This is a genomic window from Bradyrhizobium sp. BLXBL-03 (assembly GCF_051853015.1).
Taxonomy (GTDB): Bacteria; Pseudomonadota; Alphaproteobacteria; order Rhizobiales; family Xanthobacteraceae; genus Bradyrhizobium; species Bradyrhizobium manausense.
Genome location: NZ_CP182470.1, coordinates 1,264,071 through 1,281,868, shown reverse-complemented (window position 1 = coordinate 1,281,868; position 17,798 = coordinate 1,264,071). Strand labels below are relative to the sequence as shown.

Below are 17,798 nucleotides of genomic sequence, written 5' to 3'. Positions count from 1 at the left end.
GCGATTGTCCGTCGTTACCAGAGCGCGGCGATGGTTAATGCGGGGTTACCGGGGGCGATTTTGGCCGCGGAAAAGGGTGGCAGCACAGGGGGATGAAGCGACCGCAGGGCTCTGTCGCCAGTCACGCGACGCTGCTGCACTGAATTCGGGGGCCGGATAGTTCCATGGTGCCGGCCGCGCTGGTCGCGAGCGCAGACCCGACAGGGACGTCAATTTGCGGGACGCGGTCAGTTGAACCTGTAGGCGATACCGAAGGTCGCCATGTGACTCTGCAGACGCACGGAGTTGGTGGTGGACGAGGTTCCGGAGCAAAAGACCGTCGCCGTTCCGAACGCGGGGTCACTGATGGTTGCGCTGCCGTTACAAGTGCGGCTCTGCGCGAAGCGAGCCGTCCCGAAATCCGCATAGCGGTACTCGCCGCGCAGGATCCAGTTCTCGGTCAGCTTCATCTCGCCACCGCCGCCAACCGTGAAGCCGGTGCGAACCGCGGATCGCTTGATCACGGCGGGTGAAAAAAGTCCCGCGGTGCAGCCGCCGAACTCCGCAGAAACGAAGCCTGGCGCCGTGAACAGTGGCTTCAGGGCCGTATCGCAGTTCGACGTCTGCTCCATGCTCATCCAGGCCGGGCCGCCGGTGAGATAAGCCAGGAAAGCGGGGTTGACGATGTAGCCGGCTCGCGCGCGAATGCTCGCATCCCATTTGGTGCGGATGCTGAAGCTGTCATTCATTCCGCCGCTTCCGCCGAAGAAACCGCCGATGCCGCCGGGAAGATTCCGGCCAAACACCGAAGCCTGGCGATCGGCCCAGCCAAAATCACCCTCGACGCCGAGCAGCCATTTCGGATTGACCTGCCAATTGTAGCCGAGATAGGGGCTGATGCGGGCCGAACTCGTATCAAAACGATCGCCCATGAAGCAATCGCCGCAACCGGCCAGCAGGTTGAACCCCGAAAAAGTGGACGTATCGGTGCTCGAGCTGACCTTGTTGGCGCGAATGCCCGCGCCGACACCAAGATAGGCCCCATTCCACGATGTGGCCTGAGGCGCCGCCGCATAGGCCGCGAGCGCCTTCACGCCCGGCGCATTGGCGTCGCCAAATTTGTAGGCCAGGCCGAACGTTGCGGTGTGGGTTTTGATCGCCGTGTCGTAATTGACCGTCTGTATGCCCGTGGCGGCAGTCCGGACGTCCGTGGTGGAGAAATGACCGTAATCGGCGAAGCGATACTCGGCCCGGGCGATCCAGTTCGGCCATAGCATCGCTTCGATGCCGCCACCGACCGTGTAGCCGAGCTGGGTCTTGCTATTCGTGAGGCTGGCGGGAGCAAGCGAGAAGGCAAAGCCCGGCGCGCAGCGGCCGTCGGCGCTCAGCAGCGTGCTGCAATTCGACGTGGTCTCGACATGGATCCAGGAGGGGCCCGCCGTTCCGTACAGCAGCACGGCGGGATCGACGAGATAGCCAGCGCGGCCACGGATGCTTGCATCCCATGTCGTCTTGAGCGCAAACGAATTGGAGGTCGACGCGCCGCCGTTGAACGGCGTTGCCGGATAGGCGGCGCCGAAGATCGTCGTGGTTTGATCGGCATAGGCCGCATCGGCTTCGAGACCGAAAACCGTTTTGCCGATCTGCCAGTTGTAACCGAGATATGGACTGATGCGGAACGCGGTGCCGTTGAAAGAACGCCCGGTCACGCAAGGCAGGCCGGCGAAACAATCAGCTGCGACGAACATGTTCCGGAGCACCGCGGGTGCGGTCGTGTCGGTCGCCGAATTGACGTTGACGCTGGACTCGCTGGCACGGAATCCTACTCCGGCACCGACGTAGAAGCCGCCCCAGGCTTCGATTGCGGCTGGCGCGTTGAACGCGGGTGCCTTGAGCGGCAAATCCGCGGCAGTGGCCGCAGAAGCCACCAGCACCCCGGCGGCTACAGACAAAAGGCACTTAAGTGTTGTCATCGCATTCCATTCCGGCGCGTCTCAATGAGGCGAATGCCGCATTGAAGCTGTACATGAAGGCGACCGGCACGACTTGGAGCAGACGGGACTGCCTCGTGGGACTTGACGCGACTCCCGCTGCTATTTCCCGGTGTGTTGCGCACGCGACACAGCCCGGTCTACTCGCCCGACAACCGCGCCTTGCGAAGTTCAGAGGGGGTCAGGCCGTAGCGCCGCCGGAAACAGCGATTGAAGTAGGAGATGTCCGCAAAGCCAGAGGCCAGTGCGACACGGGCGATGCTCTCATGTGATCTGAGCGGATCGGCGAGGCCTGCATGCGCCTGTGCAAGCCGCAATTCGAGCACGTAGTCATGGAAGGAGGTGCCGGCTTCGCGAAACAGTTTCCGGATATAGTCCGCCGAGACTTGCTGGAGCGCTCCGACGCTTTCGGCCGACAGATCGCCATCCCCCAGGCGCGCTTTGATGGCCTGCCTGGCAGCCTCCAGGCGCGCCACCCGCGGGCCGTCGCCCTGTGCGGCGACCTCATCTTCCGGGACCCCACAGATCAAGGCGACGAGGTCGCGCAGATGCTGTGCGGCCATCAGCTGCATCTCCGCACCGGCTGGTTCGCCCATGGCCATCGCGCCGAGCACATAGCCGCGCAGCAGCTTGAGCGCGGACGAGCGCGGATGGATCGGCCGCATCAATCGGTCTTCGATATCGGGCAGGAAGGGCGCAAGCGCCTGCCGCGGAAGTTGAACAGTGAGATGGCGGCCGCGATCGAGCAGCGTGTGGCGGCCGACGTCGCAGGTCGTCATCAGCACTGCGCCGCCTTGCGACACCTCCAGGTCCCGTCCGAGCTGGGAGGCTTCGGCGCGACCTCGCGTGACCACAGCGAGGACGATGTTATCGGACGCGGTCGCAAGCAAGGGCCGCGTGATGCGAAAATGCGCGGGCGTGCGCCAGCCAGACGATAATCCTACCGCCCGCAGACGTCGCAACTCCGTTCTGGCCTCGAAGGGCGCGCCCTCGATCGGATTTATGTCGACATTGAACAGCAGACGACCATAGACCTCGCGCCAGATCGCCAGGCGGTCGCGCTCGGGCAGCAGGGCCGTAGAGAGGGATAGATAGTCCGACTGAGACATTCAGGAGGGCGTTCACGAAAGTCAAAGCTCTTCGTCGCCCCTCGGCTACTGGCGGTTCAGCCCGTCAAGGTTGTGAGCCAATTTGTCGCACTTCGCTCTCGTCGTTGTCGAAGCGGCAAGCGGGGAGCATTGGGACTCGTGGCTGATACCCCGGAGCTGAATGCGCGATTTGCCCGACCGAATCCGCCTGATAGGCTCCGCTCGCATCAACCAACAAGGGCCGGAGCAGCCGGCCTCGCCAGGGAGCAAGCCGTGCAACATGCGGGAACAAGCCTGCGGTGGATCACCGCCGCCATCCTATCGGTCAGCCTCGTCACATTCATCCCCGCGCGCGCGGCATCGGTGGCGCCGGTGGCCGCGGAGAACGGCATGGTCGTCTCCGCGCAACATCTGGCGACGGAGGTGGGCGTCGAGGTGCTGAAGCGCGGCGGCAATGCCGTCGATGCCGCCGTGGCGGTCGGCTATGCACTGGCCGTTGTCTATCCGGCAGCCGGCAATCTCGGCGGCGGCGGCTTCATGACGATCCAGCTCGCCGACGGCCGCAAGATCTTCCTCGATTTCCGCGAGACCGCGCCCAAGGGTGCGACGGCCAACATGTATCTCGACAAGGATGGCAACGTCATCAAGGGCATCTCGACCAAGGGGCACCTCGCCGTTGGCGTCCCCGGATCCGTCTCGGGCATGGAATATGCGCGCGAAAAATACGGCACCATGAAGCGTGCCGAATTGCTGGCTCCCGCGATCCAGCTCGCCGAACAGGGTTTCGCGCTGGAGCAGGGCGACATCGACCTGCTGCTCACCGCCACCAAGGACTTCCAGGACGATCCCGCCTCCGCCGCGATTTTCCTCAACAACGGTCAGCCGTTCCGGGTCGGCGAGAAGCTGGTGCAATCAGAGCTCGCCAAGACCCTGCGCGAGATCAGCAGCAAGGGCACTGACGGCTTCTACAAGGGCTGGGTCGGCAGCGCCATCGTGGCCTCGAGCCAGGCCGGCAAAGGCCTCATCACGCAGGATGACCTCGACGGCTACAAGACCCGCGAGCTCGCTCCCGTCGAATGCGACTATCGCGGCTATCACGTCGTGTCCGCGCCGCCGCCGAGCTCGGGCGGCGTCATCATCTGCGAGATCCTGAATATCCTGGAAGGCTATCCGCTGAAGGAGCTGGGCTATCACTCCGCAGCCGCCGTGCACGTGCAGATCGAAGCGATGCGGCACGCTTACGTCGACCGCAACAGCTATCTCGGCGATCCTGACTTCGTGAAGAATCCGCTCGACCGCCTGCTGGACAAGAAATACGCCGCCGATATCCGCGCCGTGATCGATCCGAACAAGGCAGGAATCTCCAAGGACATCAAGCCGGGCGTGGCGCCGCATGAGGGCAGCAACACCACGCATTACTCCATCGCCGACAAGGACGGCAACGCTGTATCCGTGACCTACACACTGAACGACTGGTTCGGCGCCAAGGTGACAGCAGCCAAGACCGGCGTTCTGCTCAATGATGAAATGGACGACTTCACCGCCAAGGTCGGGGTGCCGAACCTTTATGGCCTGGTGCAGGGCGAGGCCAATTCCATTGCTCCCGGCAAGCGGCCGCTGTCCTCGATGAGCCCGACCATCGTCACCAAGGACGGCAAGACCGTCATGGTGGTGGGCACGCCCGGCGGCAGCCGTATCATCACCGCTGTCCTGCAGACCATGATCAACGCGATCGACTACGGCATGAACGCGCAAGAGGCCGTCGACATGCCGCGCATCCACCAGCAATGGCTGCCTGATCTGACCAATGTCGAGACCTACGCCCTGTCTCCGGACACGCGCAAGATTCTGGGCCACAAGTTCGGGCCGCCGCAACCGGCCAACCATCTCGCGGTCATCATCGTCGGCGCGCCGTCGCTGGACGGCAAGCAGGTCGGCAACAACCGCTACTACGGCGCCAACGATCCGCGCCGCAATTCGGGGCTGGCGGCGGGGTATTGAGGGAAAGCCGCCGGGAGAGTCTCGGGGCAGTTGGTCAGTCGCGCCGGATTGCCGACCGCGGTGCAGCCGCCTGGCACATCCGATGTCACGACTGCGCCGGCGCCGATCTTGGCGAAATCGCCGATGCTGATGTCGCCGAGGATGCTCGCGCCGGCGCCGATATAGACAGCGCTGCCGATCCGCGGCGAGCGCGCCGGCAGCTCGCTGTCGCGGCCGATGCTGACGTTCTGGAGAATGGTGACCTCGTTGCCGATCACGACATTGGCGCCGACGACAATGCCGGTGGCATGGTCGAGGTACACCCCCGATCCGAATGTCGCGGACGGGTGGATGCTGACCTGCAGGACGTTCGAGGCCTCATTCTGGAACAGCAGCGCTGCATCGCGATGGTCGTGACGCCAGAGCCAGTTCGAGACGCGCCAGGCCTGCAATGCGACGTCGCCCTTGTAATGCAGCAGCGGCGGCAACAACGAGGTGATGGCTGGATCGCGCAGCGCGATACAGCGCAAGTCGAAAACGGCCGCTGCGATCAGGTCCGGCTCGTCGCGAAAGGCATTGCGCGAAAGGGCGGTGAAGCGCGCGCGCTCGGCGTTGCTGCCAGGGACGCCGGAGGAATGGCGCCCCGCTCGGGCGCGCAGCCCGGATTCGTCGTTTGCGCAGGTCGATCGCGTAGAGCCAGCCGCTCGCAGCGTTGGCGACAGGAAGGATGAAGAGCAAGAAACCACGCAGCAGGATCATGGGTCGAGGCCCGCTTTCGCAAACATGATGGCGCGGTCGAGCGCGAGCCATGCGAACCAATAGAGATAGAGGCTCAGGAAGAACTTCCAGGACTCGCCGACCTGCCAGTGCGGATAGAGCTCGACCTGCGTCGGCCATTTATTGAGAAGCGCGACCGCCATGGGAACCAAGCTGCCGAATCGCCCGAACAGCGCCGTGGCGCGCTCGAGCAGCGCGATGCGCCGGTCGATCTGCTTGCGCTCTGCGTTGGTCATGGTCGGACCCGTCGGCGCGCGGAATGCGCTGTCAGGCCTTAGTCGTACCTCGCGGCAAGCGGGTTCTATGGCGCCTGATGGTCTTGCGGATGGTCATAGACGACGCCGCAAAACCGGTAGCCGCAGGTGCGGAAATGGCAATCGGGATCGCCTGCGCAGCTGCCATAGACGAAGGTGACATAGCCCGGCACCGCCAGCGCGGTCGCGCCAAGCAGCAGGCGAGGGGCGAGGTCCATGGGCTTTGGTGTCGACGACCCGGGCGCCGGTTCGCTCCCCAGGGAAGAGGTGAAAACCAAACCGCCCGCCTGCGCGGTTGCGCAAGCGGGCGGCTCGGGGCCATCAGGACTTTGGGGGCATGCGCCTGAAGGCTTTGAGAGGTTTGATCAACCCTGCGGCTGGTCGGTTGGCGGCGGGGTCGGGCGCGTCTTGTGCTGGGCCATGAACTGGTCGAATTCTTCCTTGTCCTTGGCGTGGCGCAGACGGTCGAGGAAGTTCTTGAACTCGACCTGCTCTTCCTCGAGACGGCGCAGCGTTTCGGAGCGGTACTCGTCGAAGGCGCGGTTGCCGGAGGACGGCGGGCCGAAGCCGAAGCCGAAACCACGGCGCTCCATGCGGTCGCGCATGCGGTCCATCTTGTACTGCATCCGCTCCATCTTGTTCTGCCAGCGATCCTGATTGCTCCAGCACGACATTCTTCTGCTCCCGAGTGTGAAAAAGAGAAGGGCAAGTCCGATCGGCCACCAGATGATGAAGCCGAGAATGGTCACGGCAATCCAACCAGGATGCCAGGGCGTATCGAGCATGTGGGGCCGCTCATACGATCGGTATTGGTCCGAGGGGCCGCGCCAGCGATTGACATCAGCGGTGTAGGCCATTTCCCTTCTCCATCACGGCATCAGCGCCGTTGTGAATGTAAATAACATTTACATAGCTAGACCATCCCGCGATTTTGTCAAGCTGACCGCCTGACACGCCCGCGTGATTATTGCCGCAACTTTATTTCGGCTTGCCCCAGGGACCGCCAGGCGGAACGCCCGAACCGGAGGAAGCCTCCGGCGGCACCGGCGGCGGCTCGGCGCTCTTCGCCTGCGGCCGGCGGTCGGTCGGGAAACCGAGGCCACGCAAGTAAATCAGCACCTCGGCCTCGAGCAGCTCGTCCGGCGACATCGGCAGTTTTCGGCGCGCGGCGTCACCCCGGGAAAACAGCGAGGCGACGCCATGCGCCATCGACCAGATGTGCAGCGCCATCATCATCGCCGGCGGGCGCGGCGTGCCTGGCGGGGCCAGTGCGGCGAGACGCTCCGCGGCGGCGCGAATGACGTTAAAAGCACGCTCGCTTGCGGCCTGCAGCGCCGGATTGGCATCGACAGGAAGGCCGGATTCGAACATCGCATTGTAGAAGGCCGGCTCCTCGCGGGCGAAGGCGAGATAGGCCCGGCCGACGCGCTCGAACGCGGTGACGGTGTCGGGGCGCCCGTCGTCCCAGGCCTCGGTCAGCCGCTGCTCGAACTGCTCGAAACCGCGCTGGGCAATCGAGGACAGCAGCTCATCGCGGTCGCGAAAATGCCGGTACGGCGCCGCCGCGCTGACGCCGGCCATGCGCGCGGCATCGGCAAAGGTGAAGCCGGCCGCCCCCTTTTCCGCGATCAGCCCGAGGGCGGCCTGCAGAAGTGCTTCCTTCAGATTGCCGTGGTGATAGCCGCGCTCGGCGCGGCGCTGCTCCTTGCGCCAGCTCATGTGAACGATCTTTACATGAGCTGCGCATGAAGGTCACTAGGCGCTCCCCATCATTCCGGGGCGGCTCGAAGAGCCGAACCCGGAATGACCGTACTCTCGCCTAGCCGCCGGGAATCGGCAGCACCGGCATGATCTCGACGCGCTCGCCGGGGAAGATCGCGAAATGCGGGTGGTTCTCGAACATTTTTGCGGCGGCCTCGTGCGAGGCGGCGCGGACGACCGTGAAGGCGCCCATCTCGTTGGCGATGTCGGCAATGCCGCTGCCGTCGACCTTCTTGGTCCTGCCAAGCGGGCCGCCCATCGCCTGGATCGCGCTTTGGTGCTTCTCGACCCAGCCCTTCCAGGCCGCCATGCCCTCCTTCTCCTTTGCCTTGCGCTCGGCGTCGGACATTGCATTCCACGCAGCCATTTTCGGACTGCTCTTGCTGCCGAGGAAGACGGCGAGATAGGTGTCGTTGCTCATTTGCTGTTTCTCCCTTCAACGTTAATGATGCGCCTGGCCGCGTTGTGCGGCCGTAACGTGTGGCAAGTCTTCGAATCCAGAGACCGCGTCTCGCACCTCGTCAGAGAAATCCGACAACTCCTGCACCTGCCGGATCTCGATGATCTCGTTGCCGGAGGCCGGACATTTTTTGGCCCATGCGATCGCCTCGTCGCGCGAGGCCACATCGATCATCCAGTAACCGCCCAGGACTTCCTTGGCTTCGGCAAACGGCCCATCGGTCACGATTGGTTCACCGGAGCCGAAGGACACCCGCGCGCCGGCAGACGGTGGATGCAGGCCGTCGAGCGTGATCAGCACGCCAGCGTTCTTCAGCTCCTCATTGTAGCGCATCATCGCCGCGACGCGCTCGGGATCAGGCTGGGCACCCGGCTCCGCAGTGCAGTAGCCAATCGGAATCATCAACATCATGAAACGCATGGAAGGTCCTTGGCTTGCTGTGGCCTCCCGGCATGCGCCGCAAGGCCGGCTGGAGACATTCACTCGATGCGAGCCGATTTGCCCGCACTCCCCTGTAAGACGAACGAGCCTTGCCGGAACCGACACCGGGACGCGAATTATTTGAAGCGCCGGACGAAAGCACAGTAAGAAGACCCACGCGCCCATGTTCGAGACAGGACAGATCAGCCCATGCCGTCAGCCTCGCAAAACGTCGCCCTCGTCACCGGAGCCGCGCGCGGCATTGGGCTCGCGACCGCGAAAAAATTCCTGGCCGAAGGATGGCGGGTGGCGCTGCTTGATATCGAGGGCGAATTGCTCGCCAAGGCCGTCGCCGAGATCGGCAGAAGCGGCGATACGCTGGCACTCACCTGCGATGTCTCGGACCCGACCGCGGTCGGCGCGGCAATGACGGTGCTCGAGCGGCGCTTCGGCCGGCTCGATGCCCTGGTCAACAATGCCGGCATTGCGGTGTTCGCGCCGCTGATGGAGACGTCGGAGGCCGACTGGCGCCGCGTGCTCGAGGTCAATCTCACCGGACCGTTTCTCTGCACCAGGGCGGCGGTGCCGTTGATGCGCGAGGCCGGCGGCGGCGCCATCGTCAATATCACCTCGATTTCGGCCGTGCGTGCCTCGACCTTGCGCTCGGCCTACGGCACCAGCAAGGCGGCGCTCGCGCACCTGACAAAACAGCTCGCGGTCGAGCTCGCCTCGCTCAACATCCGCGTCAACGCGGTCGCGCCCGGGCCGGTCGACACGGCAATGGCAAAGCAGGTGCACACCAAGGAGATCCGCGCCGACTATCACGACGCCATCCCGCTCAACCGCTATGGGCTCGAGGAGGAGCTGGCGGAGGCGATCTACTTTCTGTGCTCGGAGCGCGCGAGCTACATCACCGGCCAAATTTTGGCCGTCGATGGCGGCTTTGATGCCGCGGGTATCGGCCTGCCGACGTTGCGGGGACAACGACGGAACGGATAGGCACGGATTGTAGGATGGGCAAAGGCGCTCTTGCGCCGTGCCCACCATCTCTTTCGGATTTGCTGTGGCAATGGTGGGCACGCTACGCTTTGCCCACCCTACAAAATCGGGTTGGTGGAGAGCTCATGCGACGCGTCACCTTCTACAGTGCCCTGCTGCTCGCATCAGCACTGTTCGCATCCGCACCCGCCAAGGCGGAGATCCGTATCATCCAGAGCCCCGGCGGGCAGGTCGGGCCGTTCCTCGATCTGTTCGAGAAGGTGCGCGCGAGCGGCGAACGTGTCGTGATCGACGGTCCGTGCCTGTCCGCCTGCACGCTGGTGCTCAGCATCGTACCGGGCGAGCGCATTTGCGTGACCAGGCGCGCCGTGCTCGGTTTCCACGCTGCGCGTTCGGTCGACCGACACGGACGCTTCTATGCCGAACCGGAAGCATCCGAAGCCGTGCTCGAAGCCTATCCCGGCCCGGTGCGTGACTGGATCGCCCGCCGCGGCGGCCTCACCTCTCGTTTGCTCTTGCTGAGGGGACGCGACCTCGCCGCCATCTATCCTCGCTGCCGGTGAAGATCAGCGACGATACGGCGCGGGTCGTCGCTGCCGCGAGATCGTCGTCGCACCGATCATTGTCGTTCGCAACACCGCGCGAACCAAGTGATGTGTTGCCTAGAAGAATCTCTCGATCGTCTGCGCCAGCTCCAGGCTCGCGCAAATGAGCATTCCCCACAGTGCAAAGTTGATTTGTAGCGCCGCCGCCATCGGTCGCACCCCTTCCAAGTGACGTCCACCCCAGATTTTAAATTTTATGAAGGAATTATTAGCGGATTCTCGTGGGACGTGCACAGCCTAATATTGCGCCAGTTGTTGTGCATTGCGATCCGCTTCAGTTCACGAAGCGGCCTCACTGCTCTCGCAATGTTGTGCGAATCAAGACTTCAGATTCAGCCTCGCCGGCGGTGTGATTTTTTTGGGTTCCATTTTATTGGCGCGAAGCAGAACGTCCTGCGCAGCTTTTGCCTGTGGCGTGGAGCACCGAAAGTCAGGCGTGATGCGACACATCCTGGTCTTGCTTAGTTTTTGCGCAGTGCTCGCGGGATGCGCGGTCGCGCCGGCGGCGGAGCGGCGATCAATCGCATGGGACGGACTCGGTCGCGATCCAAATCACCCTGATGTCACGAAGCGTCGCGTTGCCGGTCGCACAGCACCAGAGACCGATCCTAATCTTGAGCGGCAAAGGGTGCTGGCGACGTTGCGTCCCTATTTCGACGCATGGTGGGCTGTTCGTGACGAGATCTTAGCCGAGAACGACAGGCAGCTCGGCTCGAAGCTCGTGATCTGCCGCAGCTGCGTGGCACAGCCGCCAAGCGAAGAGACGACCGGATCAATCCGCTGAGGTGCGCCCTCCTCGCTCGCGGCAGAGCAGGGAGGAAGGCGCAGCGCGGCGCATCAGCGGAACGACACGCTCACATTCCCTCGGCGGGGCAATTCACCATCCAGGGGATGCCGAACTTGTCGACGCACATGCCGAAGCCCTTGGCCCAGAAGGTCTTGCTGAAGGGCATCGTGACGGTGCCGCCGTCGGCGAGCGCGTTGAACTTGCGCTCGGCGTCCGCAACGTCCGTGATCGTCAGCGAGATCGAAAAGCCCTGGGGTTTTTGAACATGCTCCGGCGGTGCGTCGGAGGCCATCAGCACGCTGCCGCCGGGCAGCGACATCCGTGCATGCATGATCGTCTTCTCGCGGCCGGGCGCGGCGGGCATGTCCGGCGGCGCCTCGGAGGAACGCATCATCATCTCGATCTTGCCGCCGAGAACCTTGGCGTAGAAATTGAACGCCGCTTCGCAGGTGTCCTGATAGAACAGATAGGGATTGAGCATCGTTCTCTCCTATTTCCTTGTTCTTTCCTCGTTGTTTCCTTGGGCCAGTGAGACTTATTACTTCTCGGTGAGCTTCTTCAGGCTGGCGAGGCCGACTTCAAAGTCCTTGCCGATCATCGTGTCCATGTTGATGAAGATCTGCATCAGCTTGGACATGAAGGGCGCCGGGCCGTACATCGCCCATGTAACCAGCGTAGCATCGCCTTGCGGCACAAAAGTGAATTCGGCGGTATTGTGCCCCTCGAAGGGACGCTCGAAGTCGAGCTTGATGCGGAGCTTCGACGGCGTGCTTGCCTCAAGAATTTCCATATGGCCGGCGCCGACATTGTTGTTGCCGTCCCAGGCATAGGTTGCGCCCCTCCCTGACGCGGTTCCACCGTAGATGCGCTTCATCGCGGGGTCCCGGTTTTCATAAGGTGACCAGCTGGTCCAGAAGCGGAAATCGGCGACCAGCGGATAGATCGCATCGGCCGGCGCCTTCAGCGCCAGCGAACGCTCGACACGAAACGTGTCGGGCTTGGTGAGGGCGAAGACGAGCACGCCCGCGATCCCGATCGCGAGGACAACAGCGATAATGGCAACAGCTTTCAGCATGATTGGCTCCCTTGATACGGGATTAAGACGAAGGGAAGCCGCGCTGGCCGACAATTTGGGAAGAGATTTTCTTGGCCGTCATTCCGGGGCACCCGAAGGGTGAACCCGGAATCTCGAGATTCCGGGTTCGATGCTTCGCATCGCCCGGAATGACGAAGTGATTGGAAGCCTGGCACGGCAGCAGAGAAAGGGCCGCGCCGTCAGTTCGCCTTCGCACCCTGCCTGGCACCGCCGCCCTTCGGCTGGCTATCCCGGATCAGGCGATCGATGTGCATGCGGATGTGGGCAGCTTCAGCGGAGGTGTTGGCGAGGGCGATCGCGCGGTCGAAGGCGATTCGCGCTTCGTCGTTGCGGCCGAGCTGCATCAGGAAGGCACCGCGCACGCCGTAGAAATGGAAGTAGTTGGCAAGCTTCGGCGCCAGCGGCTCGATCAGGTCGAGCGCGGCCTGGGGCCCGCGCACCTTGGCGACGGCAACCGCGCGATTGAGCGTCACCACCGGCGAAGGCTGCACCACTTCGAGCGCACCGTAGAGCAGGTCGATCTGGGGCCAGTCGGTCTCATCGGGCGTCGCCGCGCGCGCGTGCAGCGCGGCGATCGCAGCCTGGATCTGGTAGGGCCCGCTGCGGCGGTGGCGCATGGCCTTGTCGATCAAAGCGAGGCCCTCCGCGATCATGGTGCCGTTCCACAAGGCGCGGTTCTGGTCCTCCAGCAGGATCAGCGATCCATCTTCGGCAAAGCGCGCGGCGCTGCGGGCGTGCTGCAACAGGATCAGCGCCGTCAGCCCCATGATCTCCGGCTCGCTCGGGAACAGGCGCAACAACAGTCGCGCCAGACGGATCGCCTCCTCGCACAGCGGCTTGCGGATCTCCGCGCTATCGCCGCTCGCCGAATAGCCCTCATTGAAGATCAGATAGATCATCGCCGCGACGCCGGCGAGCCGCTCCGAGCGTTCCACCGCGCCGGGCGTCTCGAACGGCGTCCCGGCTTCCGCCACCCTGGCCTTGGCGCGGGTGATGCGCTGCTCCATCGCGGCTTCCGAAACCAGGAAGGCGCGCGCGATCTGCTTCACGGTAAGACCGGAGACGATACGCAGCGCCAGTGCGATCTGCTGCGTCGCCGGCAGTTGCGGATGGCAGCAGATGAACATCAGCCGCAAGATGTCGTCGCGATAGTGCGAGCCGTCGAGACGCTCGGCAATCGCGCCTTCGGCGTCGTCGAGATCGGAGATCGCCTGGTCGTCCTCCGGCAGCGGCTGCTGCTTGCGGGTGCGGCGAACCTCGTCGATGGCGACGTTGCGGCCGACCATGATCAGCCAGGCCGCCGGATCCCGCGGCGGCCCGTTCTCCCGCCAGTTCTTGAGCGCGCGCAAGCAGGCGTTCTGAAAGGCTTCTTCAGCCGTATCGAGATCGCGGAAATAGCGCAGCAGCGCGCCGACCGCCTGAGGTCGCGCCGAGGTCAGCGCCGTCTCGATCCAGCCAGTGTCGGCCTCGCTCACGCCGAAATTCCTCCCGGCCTGAACACGCCGACGGGGCGCACCTCATAGGCGCCGCCGGGATTGGCAGCGCCCAGGTCGCGCGCGACGTCGAGCGCATCGTCGAGGTTCTTGCAATCGACGATGTAGAAGCCCAGCAGCTGCTCCTTGGTCTCGGCATAGGGGCCGTCGAGCACCAGCGGTGGATCTTCCTTGCGCAAGGTCGCCGCCGCGGTGGTCGGCAGCAACCGCGCCACCGGGCCGAGCCGGCCTTGGCTGGTAAGCTTGTCCTGCACCACGGCGAGCTTTTTCATCACAGCCTCGTCCTGGTCCTTGCTCCAGGAGCCGACGAAGTCTTCGTCATGATAGCAAAGGATCGCATAAAGCATGGGCAGTACCTTACCTGAACGCTTGTTTTGAAGACGATCCAATATGCCTCGCCCCGACAGGGCTGCGGAAAAAATTTGCGAGAAAAATCCGCTGGATCGTGCCAAGGAGAGCCACCAAAAGCGGAACCTTATGAGGCACTTCGAATGACCATGGGCACACTGGCCGTCCTGATCAACAGCACGCAGCAGAATTGGCTGCCGGAGCGATGGAAGGCCCGGTTCGATGCGGTCTGCGACGGCCGCCGCGTGGTGCTGCTACCGGATGCCTCCCTCGATCCCGCCGAGGTGCACTATGCCGCTGTCTGGAAACCCGTGCCGGGCGAGCTCGGCTCCTTCCCCAATCTGCGGGCGATCTTCAATCTCGGCGCCGGCGTCGATGCGCTGATGGCCGACAAGAGCCTGCCCGACGTGCCGCTGGTGCGCGTCGCGGTCCCCGATCTCACCAATCGCATGACCGAGTATGTCGTGCTGCACGTTCTGATGCACCACCGCCAGGAGCTCTATTTGCGCGACTCGCAGCGCGCCAGGCGCTGGGAGCCGAAATATCAGTGGCCGGCGAGCGCGATCACCGTCGGTGTGATGGGGCTTGGCACGCTCGGCGCTGATGCGGCCGACGTGCTGCGCCGGCTCGGCTTCCGCGTCGCCGGTTGGAGCCGCAGCCCGCGCACCATCGCGGGCGTCGAGTGCTTCCACGGCACCGCCGGAATGGATGCGTTCCTGCGCAAGACCGACATTTTGGTGTCGCTGCTGCCGCTGACGCCTGACACAAACGGCATTCTCAACCGCGAGGTCTTCACCAAGCTCAACCGCACGAGCCCGCTCGGCGCGCCGGTGCTGATCAATGCCGGCCGCGGCGGCCTGCAGAACGAAGCGGACATTCTCGCCTGTCTCGATGACGGCACGCTGGGCGCCGCCTCGCTCGACGTTTTCGTGCAGGAACCGCAGCCCGCGGACAGCCGGTTCTGGACCCACCCCAAGGTGGTGCTGACCCCGCACAACGCCGCCGACACCGATGCGGACGCGATCTCGGCCTATGTCGCCGAGCAGATCGCGAGGTTCGAGGCGGGCGGCGCGCTGGAGAACGTGGTGGATCGGGTGCGTGGATATTGATGCCGCGCGCCTCACATTCTCAGAGGTCGACCACGATATAGGCGTCCTCGACCGTGACCTGATATCGCTCCGCCACATAGGGTCCCATCACAAGATCGGAGCCGGCTTCAAGCTTGACCTCGAAGCTCCGCACCCTGGTGCGGCGCGGATCGCACCAGGATTGTCCGGTCGCCATGTCGAATTCCCAGCCATGCCAGGGGCAGCGCAAGAATTCACCGCGCCGTTCCAGGCGGTAGTCGCCGGGGCCCGATGACTGGCTGAGCCCGGTGACGACGCCAGAGCAGATCGCAGCTCCGCCGTGCGGACAGCGATTGAGCAGCGCATGAAGGCGCCCCTCGACATTGAACACGCCGATCTCGCGCCCGTCGACCACGACGACCTTGCGTGCGCCGGGCGGCAGCTCGGCTGCCGGGCAGACCACATGGCGGCTCATGCAAGGCGATACAATGCCATTGCATTGTCCCTGAAGATCATGCGGCGCTGCGCCTCGGTCATCGGAAATTTGAAGGCAAAGGACGGATTGTCATAGTCCCAATGCGGATAGTCGGATGAATAGAGCAGCCGGTCCCAACCGATCCAATCGATGATGTCGACGATGTGGCGCGCCTGCGCCGGCTCCTCGATCGGCTGCGTCGTCCACCAGATGTGCTCGCGCAGATATTCGGAAGGACGCCGCCTGAGATGTGCGACCTCCTTGCGGAATTTCTCGAAATGCTTGTCCATGCGCCAGGCCAGCGCAGGGGCCCAGCCGAAGCCGCCCTCGACCAGCACGACCTTCAGCTTCGGAAAACGCTCGAATACGCCCTCGATGATCAGGCTCGAGGCAAGCGCTTCCATGCACGCGACAAAGACATAGTGCTCCTGCAAATAGAAGGTCGGCCAGCCGGAGCCCGTGCAGGGATGGCCGCCATTGTAGCCGACCGGATGCAGACCGATCGGCAGGCCGGCGCGCTCCGCCGCCTCATAGATCGGCCAATAGCGCCGGTGGCCCAGCGGGTCCGAGGGCCTCGATGACAGCATGATTTGCACATAGCGGCGATCGCCGGCGCAACGTTCGATCTCGGCCACGGCCGCCTCGGGAAACTCCTGCGGCACGACGATGCCGGCGCGAAGGCGCGGCTCCTCGCGCACCCAGCGATCGATCTGCCAGTCGTTGGTGGCGCGCGACAACGCTGCCGCAAGACCGGGATTGCGCTCCTCCATGCCGCCCTTGCTGAGCGCCATCAGCAGGCCGAACTCGACATTGACGGGATCAAGATGCTGCCTGCGCAGGAGATCGAGATCCGATCCCGCAGGACCGCCCTTCTCGGGAAGCGAATCGGCGCGCATGCCGGCGGCCATCATGCGCGGATACATCAGCGCGCTTGGCAGCGCCTGTCGCACATGGACGCCATGGGTCTCGTAGTGCTCGCGCCAGCGCGGCTCGAGGTAGGGCAAGAGCTCGCCGGGCGTGCGGTGCGCCGGATGGATGTCGCAATCGACGACCGCCAGCGTCTGCCGGGCCTTCTGCTCGATAAAGGGTGCGTTCATCTCACGTCCTCCCTCGCAAGCTCGACGGCGCCGGCGGCCGCGCCCTGTGCCAGGCGGGGATAGGTTGCGAGCGCATTGTCGATCAGGATTTTCCGCAACGAGTCCGGCGGCAGCCCATCCGGCAGCACGTCGTCGCCGTCGAACTGCCAGTGCGGATAGTCGGTGGAGAACAGCAACATCTCATCCGACCCGATTCGATCGAGCGTCTGCGCGACCGCCGTCGCATCGGCCGCATCGAACGGCTGGACCGATAGGCGCAGATGCTCGCGAATGATCTCTGACGGCCAGCGGTCCACCCAAGGCACCTCCGGCCGCGCGCCACGCCAGGTCTTGTCGGTGCGCCACACGGTCATCGGCAGCCAGCTTACGCCGGACTCCAGCATCACCACCTTGAGGCGCGGGAAGCGGCGGAATACGCCCTCGGCAACGAGGCTGATGGTCTGGTTGGCGAAAGCCTGCGCCTGCGCGACATAGTCCTCGAACTGATAGGACGGCCAGCCCACGATCGTCGGCGCGTACCGATAGGTGCTGCCCGCGTGAACGGCAATGACGAGGCCGTGCCGTTCCGCCGCCTCATAGAGTGGAAAGAACTCGCGCCGGCCGAGCAGCTTTTCGCCCATCACAGGCAGCAGCACCTGCACGAAACGCGGGTCCGAGGCGAGACGCTCGATCTCGGCGACGGCCTGCGCCGGATCCTGCGGCGACACCAGGATCGAGCCGCACAGCCGCGGTTCGCGGTCCAGCCACTCCGCCCGCAGCCAGTCGTTCACTGCGCGGCAGATCGCCGCCGCCATGTCGTCGTTGTGGAGCGCGATCGCACCATGCATCACGTTGGCGATGCCGAACCGGAGGTCGAAGGCATCGAGGACATGGGCGCGCAGCGTATCGAGATCGCTCCGGGCGGTGTTCGGCGCCCGCCAGTCCGCGCGCGCGCTGATTGGCGCATTCGGCGGATAGCTCATCATGGCGAACGACATGCGGTCGATCGCGCGGTTCGTGATCTGGTCGCGCCAGTAGTCGTCGAGATATGGCAGGAGCTGCGCCATGCTCGGCATCGGCGGGTGCAGGTCGCAATCGATTGCGCCTGCGAGAGGCATTTTCATCTTTCGCACTCCATTGCT

General features: G+C 64.2%; 21 protein-coding genes. 5 read left to right on the top strand and 16 right to left on the bottom strand.

Annotation, left to right across the window (positions count from 1 at the left end; translation table 11 throughout):
* Positions 1–227: 227 nt before the first annotated feature.
* Positions 228–1,952 carry an outer membrane protein gene (locus tag ACNJX9_RS06120; protein WP_439408148.1) on the bottom strand — a complete coding sequence of 575 codons (1,725 nt, stop codon included), beginning with the start codon at positions 1,950–1,952 and terminating at the stop codon, positions 228–230.
* Between the two features lie 158 nt (positions 1,953–2,110).
* Positions 2,111–3,079 (bottom strand): AraC family transcriptional regulator, encoded by a 969-nt coding sequence (locus tag ACNJX9_RS06115; RefSeq protein ID WP_057759174.1) that lies wholly within the window; start codon positions 3,077–3,079, stop codon positions 2,111–2,113.
* A 252-nt stretch (positions 3,080–3,331) separates the two neighbouring features.
* Between ACNJX9_RS06115 and ggt the strand changes: the two genes are divergently transcribed.
* On the top strand, positions 3,332–5,059 hold the full coding sequence (gene ggt, locus ACNJX9_RS06110) for a gamma-glutamyltransferase (protein ID WP_439408147.1): 1,728 nt from the start codon (positions 3,332–3,334) through the stop codon (positions 5,057–5,059).
* Here the strand turns inward: ggt and ACNJX9_RS06105 are convergent.
* The 7 genes from ACNJX9_RS06105 to ACNJX9_RS06075 form a co-directional block, all read right to left on the bottom strand.
* Positions 5,008–5,784, bottom strand: coding sequence for a serine O-acetyltransferase (locus tag ACNJX9_RS06105; RefSeq protein WP_439408146.1), 777 nt, complete (start codon positions 5,782–5,784; stop codon positions 5,008–5,010). The two genes, ggt and ACNJX9_RS06105, sit on opposite strands and share 52 nt — an antisense overlap.
* Before the next feature lie 9 nt (positions 5,785–5,793).
* Complete coding sequence (locus tag ACNJX9_RS06100; protein ID WP_057759178.1) at positions 5,794–6,051, bottom strand: hypothetical protein; 258 nt, start codon at positions 6,049–6,051, stop codon at positions 5,794–5,796.
* A 65-nt stretch (positions 6,052–6,116) separates the two neighbouring features.
* Positions 6,117–6,287: a hypothetical protein gene (locus tag ACNJX9_RS06095; RefSeq protein WP_167354023.1), complete on the bottom strand. Its 171-nt coding sequence runs from the start codon at positions 6,285–6,287 to the stop codon at positions 6,117–6,119.
* 147 nt (positions 6,288–6,434) lie between these two features.
* The gene (locus ACNJX9_RS06090) at positions 6,435–6,926 is read right to left on the bottom strand and encodes a DUF2852 domain-containing protein (protein ID WP_057759180.1); all 492 of its coding nucleotides are present in this window, start codon (positions 6,924–6,926) and stop codon (positions 6,435–6,437) included.
* Between the two features lie 121 nt (positions 6,927–7,047).
* Complete coding sequence (locus tag ACNJX9_RS06085; protein ID WP_057759182.1) at positions 7,048–7,788, bottom strand: TetR/AcrR family transcriptional regulator; 741 nt, start codon at positions 7,786–7,788, stop codon at positions 7,048–7,050.
* A gap of 100 nt (positions 7,789–7,888) precedes the next feature.
* Entirely contained in the window at positions 7,889–8,251 is a 363-nt protein-coding gene (locus ACNJX9_RS06080; RefSeq protein WP_057759184.1) for a YciI family protein, read from the bottom strand.
* A 21-nt stretch (positions 8,252–8,272) separates the two neighbouring features.
* A complete protein-coding gene (locus ACNJX9_RS06075; RefSeq protein WP_271603969.1) occupies positions 8,273–8,710 on the bottom strand; it encodes a YciI family protein in 438 nt (145 codons plus the stop codon).
* A 210-nt stretch (positions 8,711–8,920) separates the two neighbouring features.
* On the opposite strand from ACNJX9_RS06075, the gene ACNJX9_RS06070 reads away from it, so the two are divergent.
* From ACNJX9_RS06070 to ACNJX9_RS06060, 3 genes are all read left to right on the top strand, one after another.
* Positions 8,921–9,709: an SDR family NAD(P)-dependent oxidoreductase gene (locus ACNJX9_RS06070; RefSeq protein WP_439408144.1), complete on the top strand. Its 789-nt coding sequence runs from the start codon at positions 8,921–8,923 to the stop codon at positions 9,707–9,709.
* A 125-nt stretch (positions 9,710–9,834) separates the two neighbouring features.
* Positions 9,835–10,272, top strand: a complete 438-nt coding sequence (locus ACNJX9_RS06065) for a hypothetical protein (protein ID WP_057759190.1) — start codon at positions 9,835–9,837, stop codon at positions 10,270–10,272.
* 478 nt (positions 10,273–10,750) lie between these two features.
* Complete coding sequence (locus ACNJX9_RS06060) at positions 10,751–11,098, top strand: hypothetical protein (protein ID WP_439408143.1); 348 nt, start codon at positions 10,751–10,753, stop codon at positions 11,096–11,098.
* Between the two features lie 70 nt (positions 11,099–11,168).
* Here ACNJX9_RS06060 and ACNJX9_RS06055 read toward each other — a convergent pair whose 3' ends face one another.
* The 4 genes from ACNJX9_RS06055 to ACNJX9_RS06040 form a co-directional block, all read right to left on the bottom strand.
* The gene (locus ACNJX9_RS06055) at positions 11,169–11,582 is read right to left on the bottom strand and encodes a VOC family protein (protein WP_057759192.1); all 414 of its coding nucleotides are present in this window, start codon (positions 11,580–11,582) and stop codon (positions 11,169–11,171) included.
* Between the two features lie 57 nt (positions 11,583–11,639).
* Complete coding sequence (locus tag ACNJX9_RS06050; protein ID WP_439408142.1) at positions 11,640–12,176, bottom strand: SRPBCC family protein; 537 nt, start codon at positions 12,174–12,176, stop codon at positions 11,640–11,642.
* Between the two features lie 200 nt (positions 12,177–12,376).
* Positions 12,377–13,672, bottom strand: a complete 1,296-nt coding sequence (locus tag ACNJX9_RS06045) for an RNA polymerase sigma factor (protein WP_439408141.1) — start codon at positions 13,670–13,672, stop codon at positions 12,377–12,379.
* Positions 13,669–14,037 carry a YciI family protein gene (locus ACNJX9_RS06040; protein WP_057759198.1) on the bottom strand — a complete coding sequence of 123 codons (369 nt, stop codon included), beginning with the start codon at positions 14,035–14,037 and terminating at the stop codon, positions 13,669–13,671. Before ACNJX9_RS06040 ends, ACNJX9_RS06045 begins: the two co-directional genes overlap by 4 nt.
* Before the next feature lie 144 nt (positions 14,038–14,181).
* Here ACNJX9_RS06040 and ACNJX9_RS06035 point away from each other — a divergent pair, with 144 nt between their 5' ends.
* Entirely contained in the window at positions 14,182–15,147 is a 966-nt protein-coding gene (locus ACNJX9_RS06035) for a 2-hydroxyacid dehydrogenase (RefSeq protein ID WP_439408140.1), read from the top strand.
* A gap of 19 nt (positions 15,148–15,166) precedes the next feature.
* Here the strand turns inward: ACNJX9_RS06035 and ACNJX9_RS06030 are convergent, their stop codons facing one another.
* The 3 genes from ACNJX9_RS06030 to ACNJX9_RS06020 are packed head-to-tail and all read right to left on the bottom strand — an operon-like array spanning position 15,167 to position 17,780.
* A complete protein-coding gene (locus tag ACNJX9_RS06030) occupies positions 15,167–15,580 on the bottom strand; it encodes a Rieske (2Fe-2S) protein (protein WP_057759203.1) in 414 nt (137 codons plus the stop codon).
* The gene (locus ACNJX9_RS06025; RefSeq protein WP_439408139.1) at positions 15,577–16,677 is read right to left on the bottom strand and encodes an amidohydrolase family protein; all 1,101 of its coding nucleotides are present in this window, start codon (positions 16,675–16,677) and stop codon (positions 15,577–15,579) included. Before ACNJX9_RS06025 ends, ACNJX9_RS06030 begins: the two co-directional genes overlap by 4 nt.
* A complete protein-coding gene (locus ACNJX9_RS06020; protein WP_439408138.1) occupies positions 16,674–17,780 on the bottom strand; it encodes an amidohydrolase family protein in 1,107 nt (368 codons plus the stop codon). Before ACNJX9_RS06020 ends, ACNJX9_RS06025 begins: the two co-directional genes overlap by 4 nt.
* Between the last annotated feature and the right edge of the window lie 18 nt (positions 17,781–17,798).

What these genes read in the sequence shown, in the direction of transcription:
- ACNJX9_RS06075 (WP_271603969.1), bottom strand. Translation starts at nt 8,710, where the DNA reads ATGCGTTTCATGATGTTGATGATTCCGATTGGCTACTGCACTGCGGAG.
- ACNJX9_RS06085 (WP_057759182.1), bottom strand. Translation starts at nt 7,788, where the DNA reads ATGAGCTGGCGCAAGGAGCAGCGCCGCGCCGAGCGCGGCTATCACCAC.
- ACNJX9_RS06020 (WP_439408138.1), bottom strand. Translation starts at nt 17,780, where the DNA reads ATGAAAATGCCTCTCGCAGGCGCAATCGATTGCGACCTGCACCCGCCG.
- ACNJX9_RS06070 (WP_439408144.1), top strand. Translation starts at nt 8,921, where the DNA reads ATGCCGTCAGCCTCGCAAAACGTCGCCCTCGTCACCGGAGCCGCGCGC.
- ACNJX9_RS06030 (WP_057759203.1), bottom strand. Translation starts at nt 15,580, where the DNA reads ATGAGCCGCCATGTGGTCTGCCCGGCAGCCGAGCTGCCGCCCGGCGCA.
- ACNJX9_RS06115 (WP_057759174.1), bottom strand. Translation starts at nt 3,079, where the DNA reads ATGTCTCAGTCGGACTATCTATCCCTCTCTACGGCCCTGCTGCCCGAG.
- ACNJX9_RS06050 (WP_439408142.1), bottom strand. Translation starts at nt 12,176, where the DNA reads ATGCTGAAAGCTGTTGCCATTATCGCTGTTGTCCTCGCGATCGGGATC.
- ACNJX9_RS06120 (WP_439408148.1), bottom strand. Translation starts at nt 1,952, where the DNA reads ATGACAACACTTAAGTGCCTTTTGTCTGTAGCCGCCGGGGTGCTGGTG.
- ACNJX9_RS06035 (WP_439408140.1), top strand. Translation starts at nt 14,182, where the DNA reads ATGACCATGGGCACACTGGCCGTCCTGATCAACAGCACGCAGCAGAAT.
- ACNJX9_RS06080 (WP_057759184.1), bottom strand. Translation starts at nt 8,251, where the DNA reads ATGAGCAACGACACCTATCTCGCCGTCTTCCTCGGCAGCAAGAGCAGT.
- ACNJX9_RS06095 (WP_167354023.1), bottom strand. Translation starts at nt 6,287, where the DNA reads ATGGACCTCGCCCCTCGCCTGCTGCTTGGCGCGACCGCGCTGGCGGTG.
- ACNJX9_RS06090 (WP_057759180.1), bottom strand. Translation starts at nt 6,926, where the DNA reads ATGGCCTACACCGCTGATGTCAATCGCTGGCGCGGCCCCTCGGACCAA.
- ACNJX9_RS06040 (WP_057759198.1), bottom strand. Translation starts at nt 14,037, where the DNA reads ATGCTTTATGCGATCCTTTGCTATCATGACGAAGACTTCGTCGGCTCC.
- ACNJX9_RS06065 (WP_057759190.1), top strand. Translation starts at nt 9,835, where the DNA reads ATGCGACGCGTCACCTTCTACAGTGCCCTGCTGCTCGCATCAGCACTG.
- ACNJX9_RS06055 (WP_057759192.1), bottom strand. Translation starts at nt 11,582, where the DNA reads ATGCTCAATCCCTATCTGTTCTATCAGGACACCTGCGAAGCGGCGTTC.
- ACNJX9_RS06100 (WP_057759178.1), bottom strand. Translation starts at nt 6,051, where the DNA reads ATGACCAACGCAGAGCGCAAGCAGATCGACCGGCGCATCGCGCTGCTC.
- ACNJX9_RS06025 (WP_439408139.1), bottom strand. Translation starts at nt 16,677, where the DNA reads ATGAACGCACCCTTTATCGAGCAGAAGGCCCGGCAGACGCTGGCGGTC.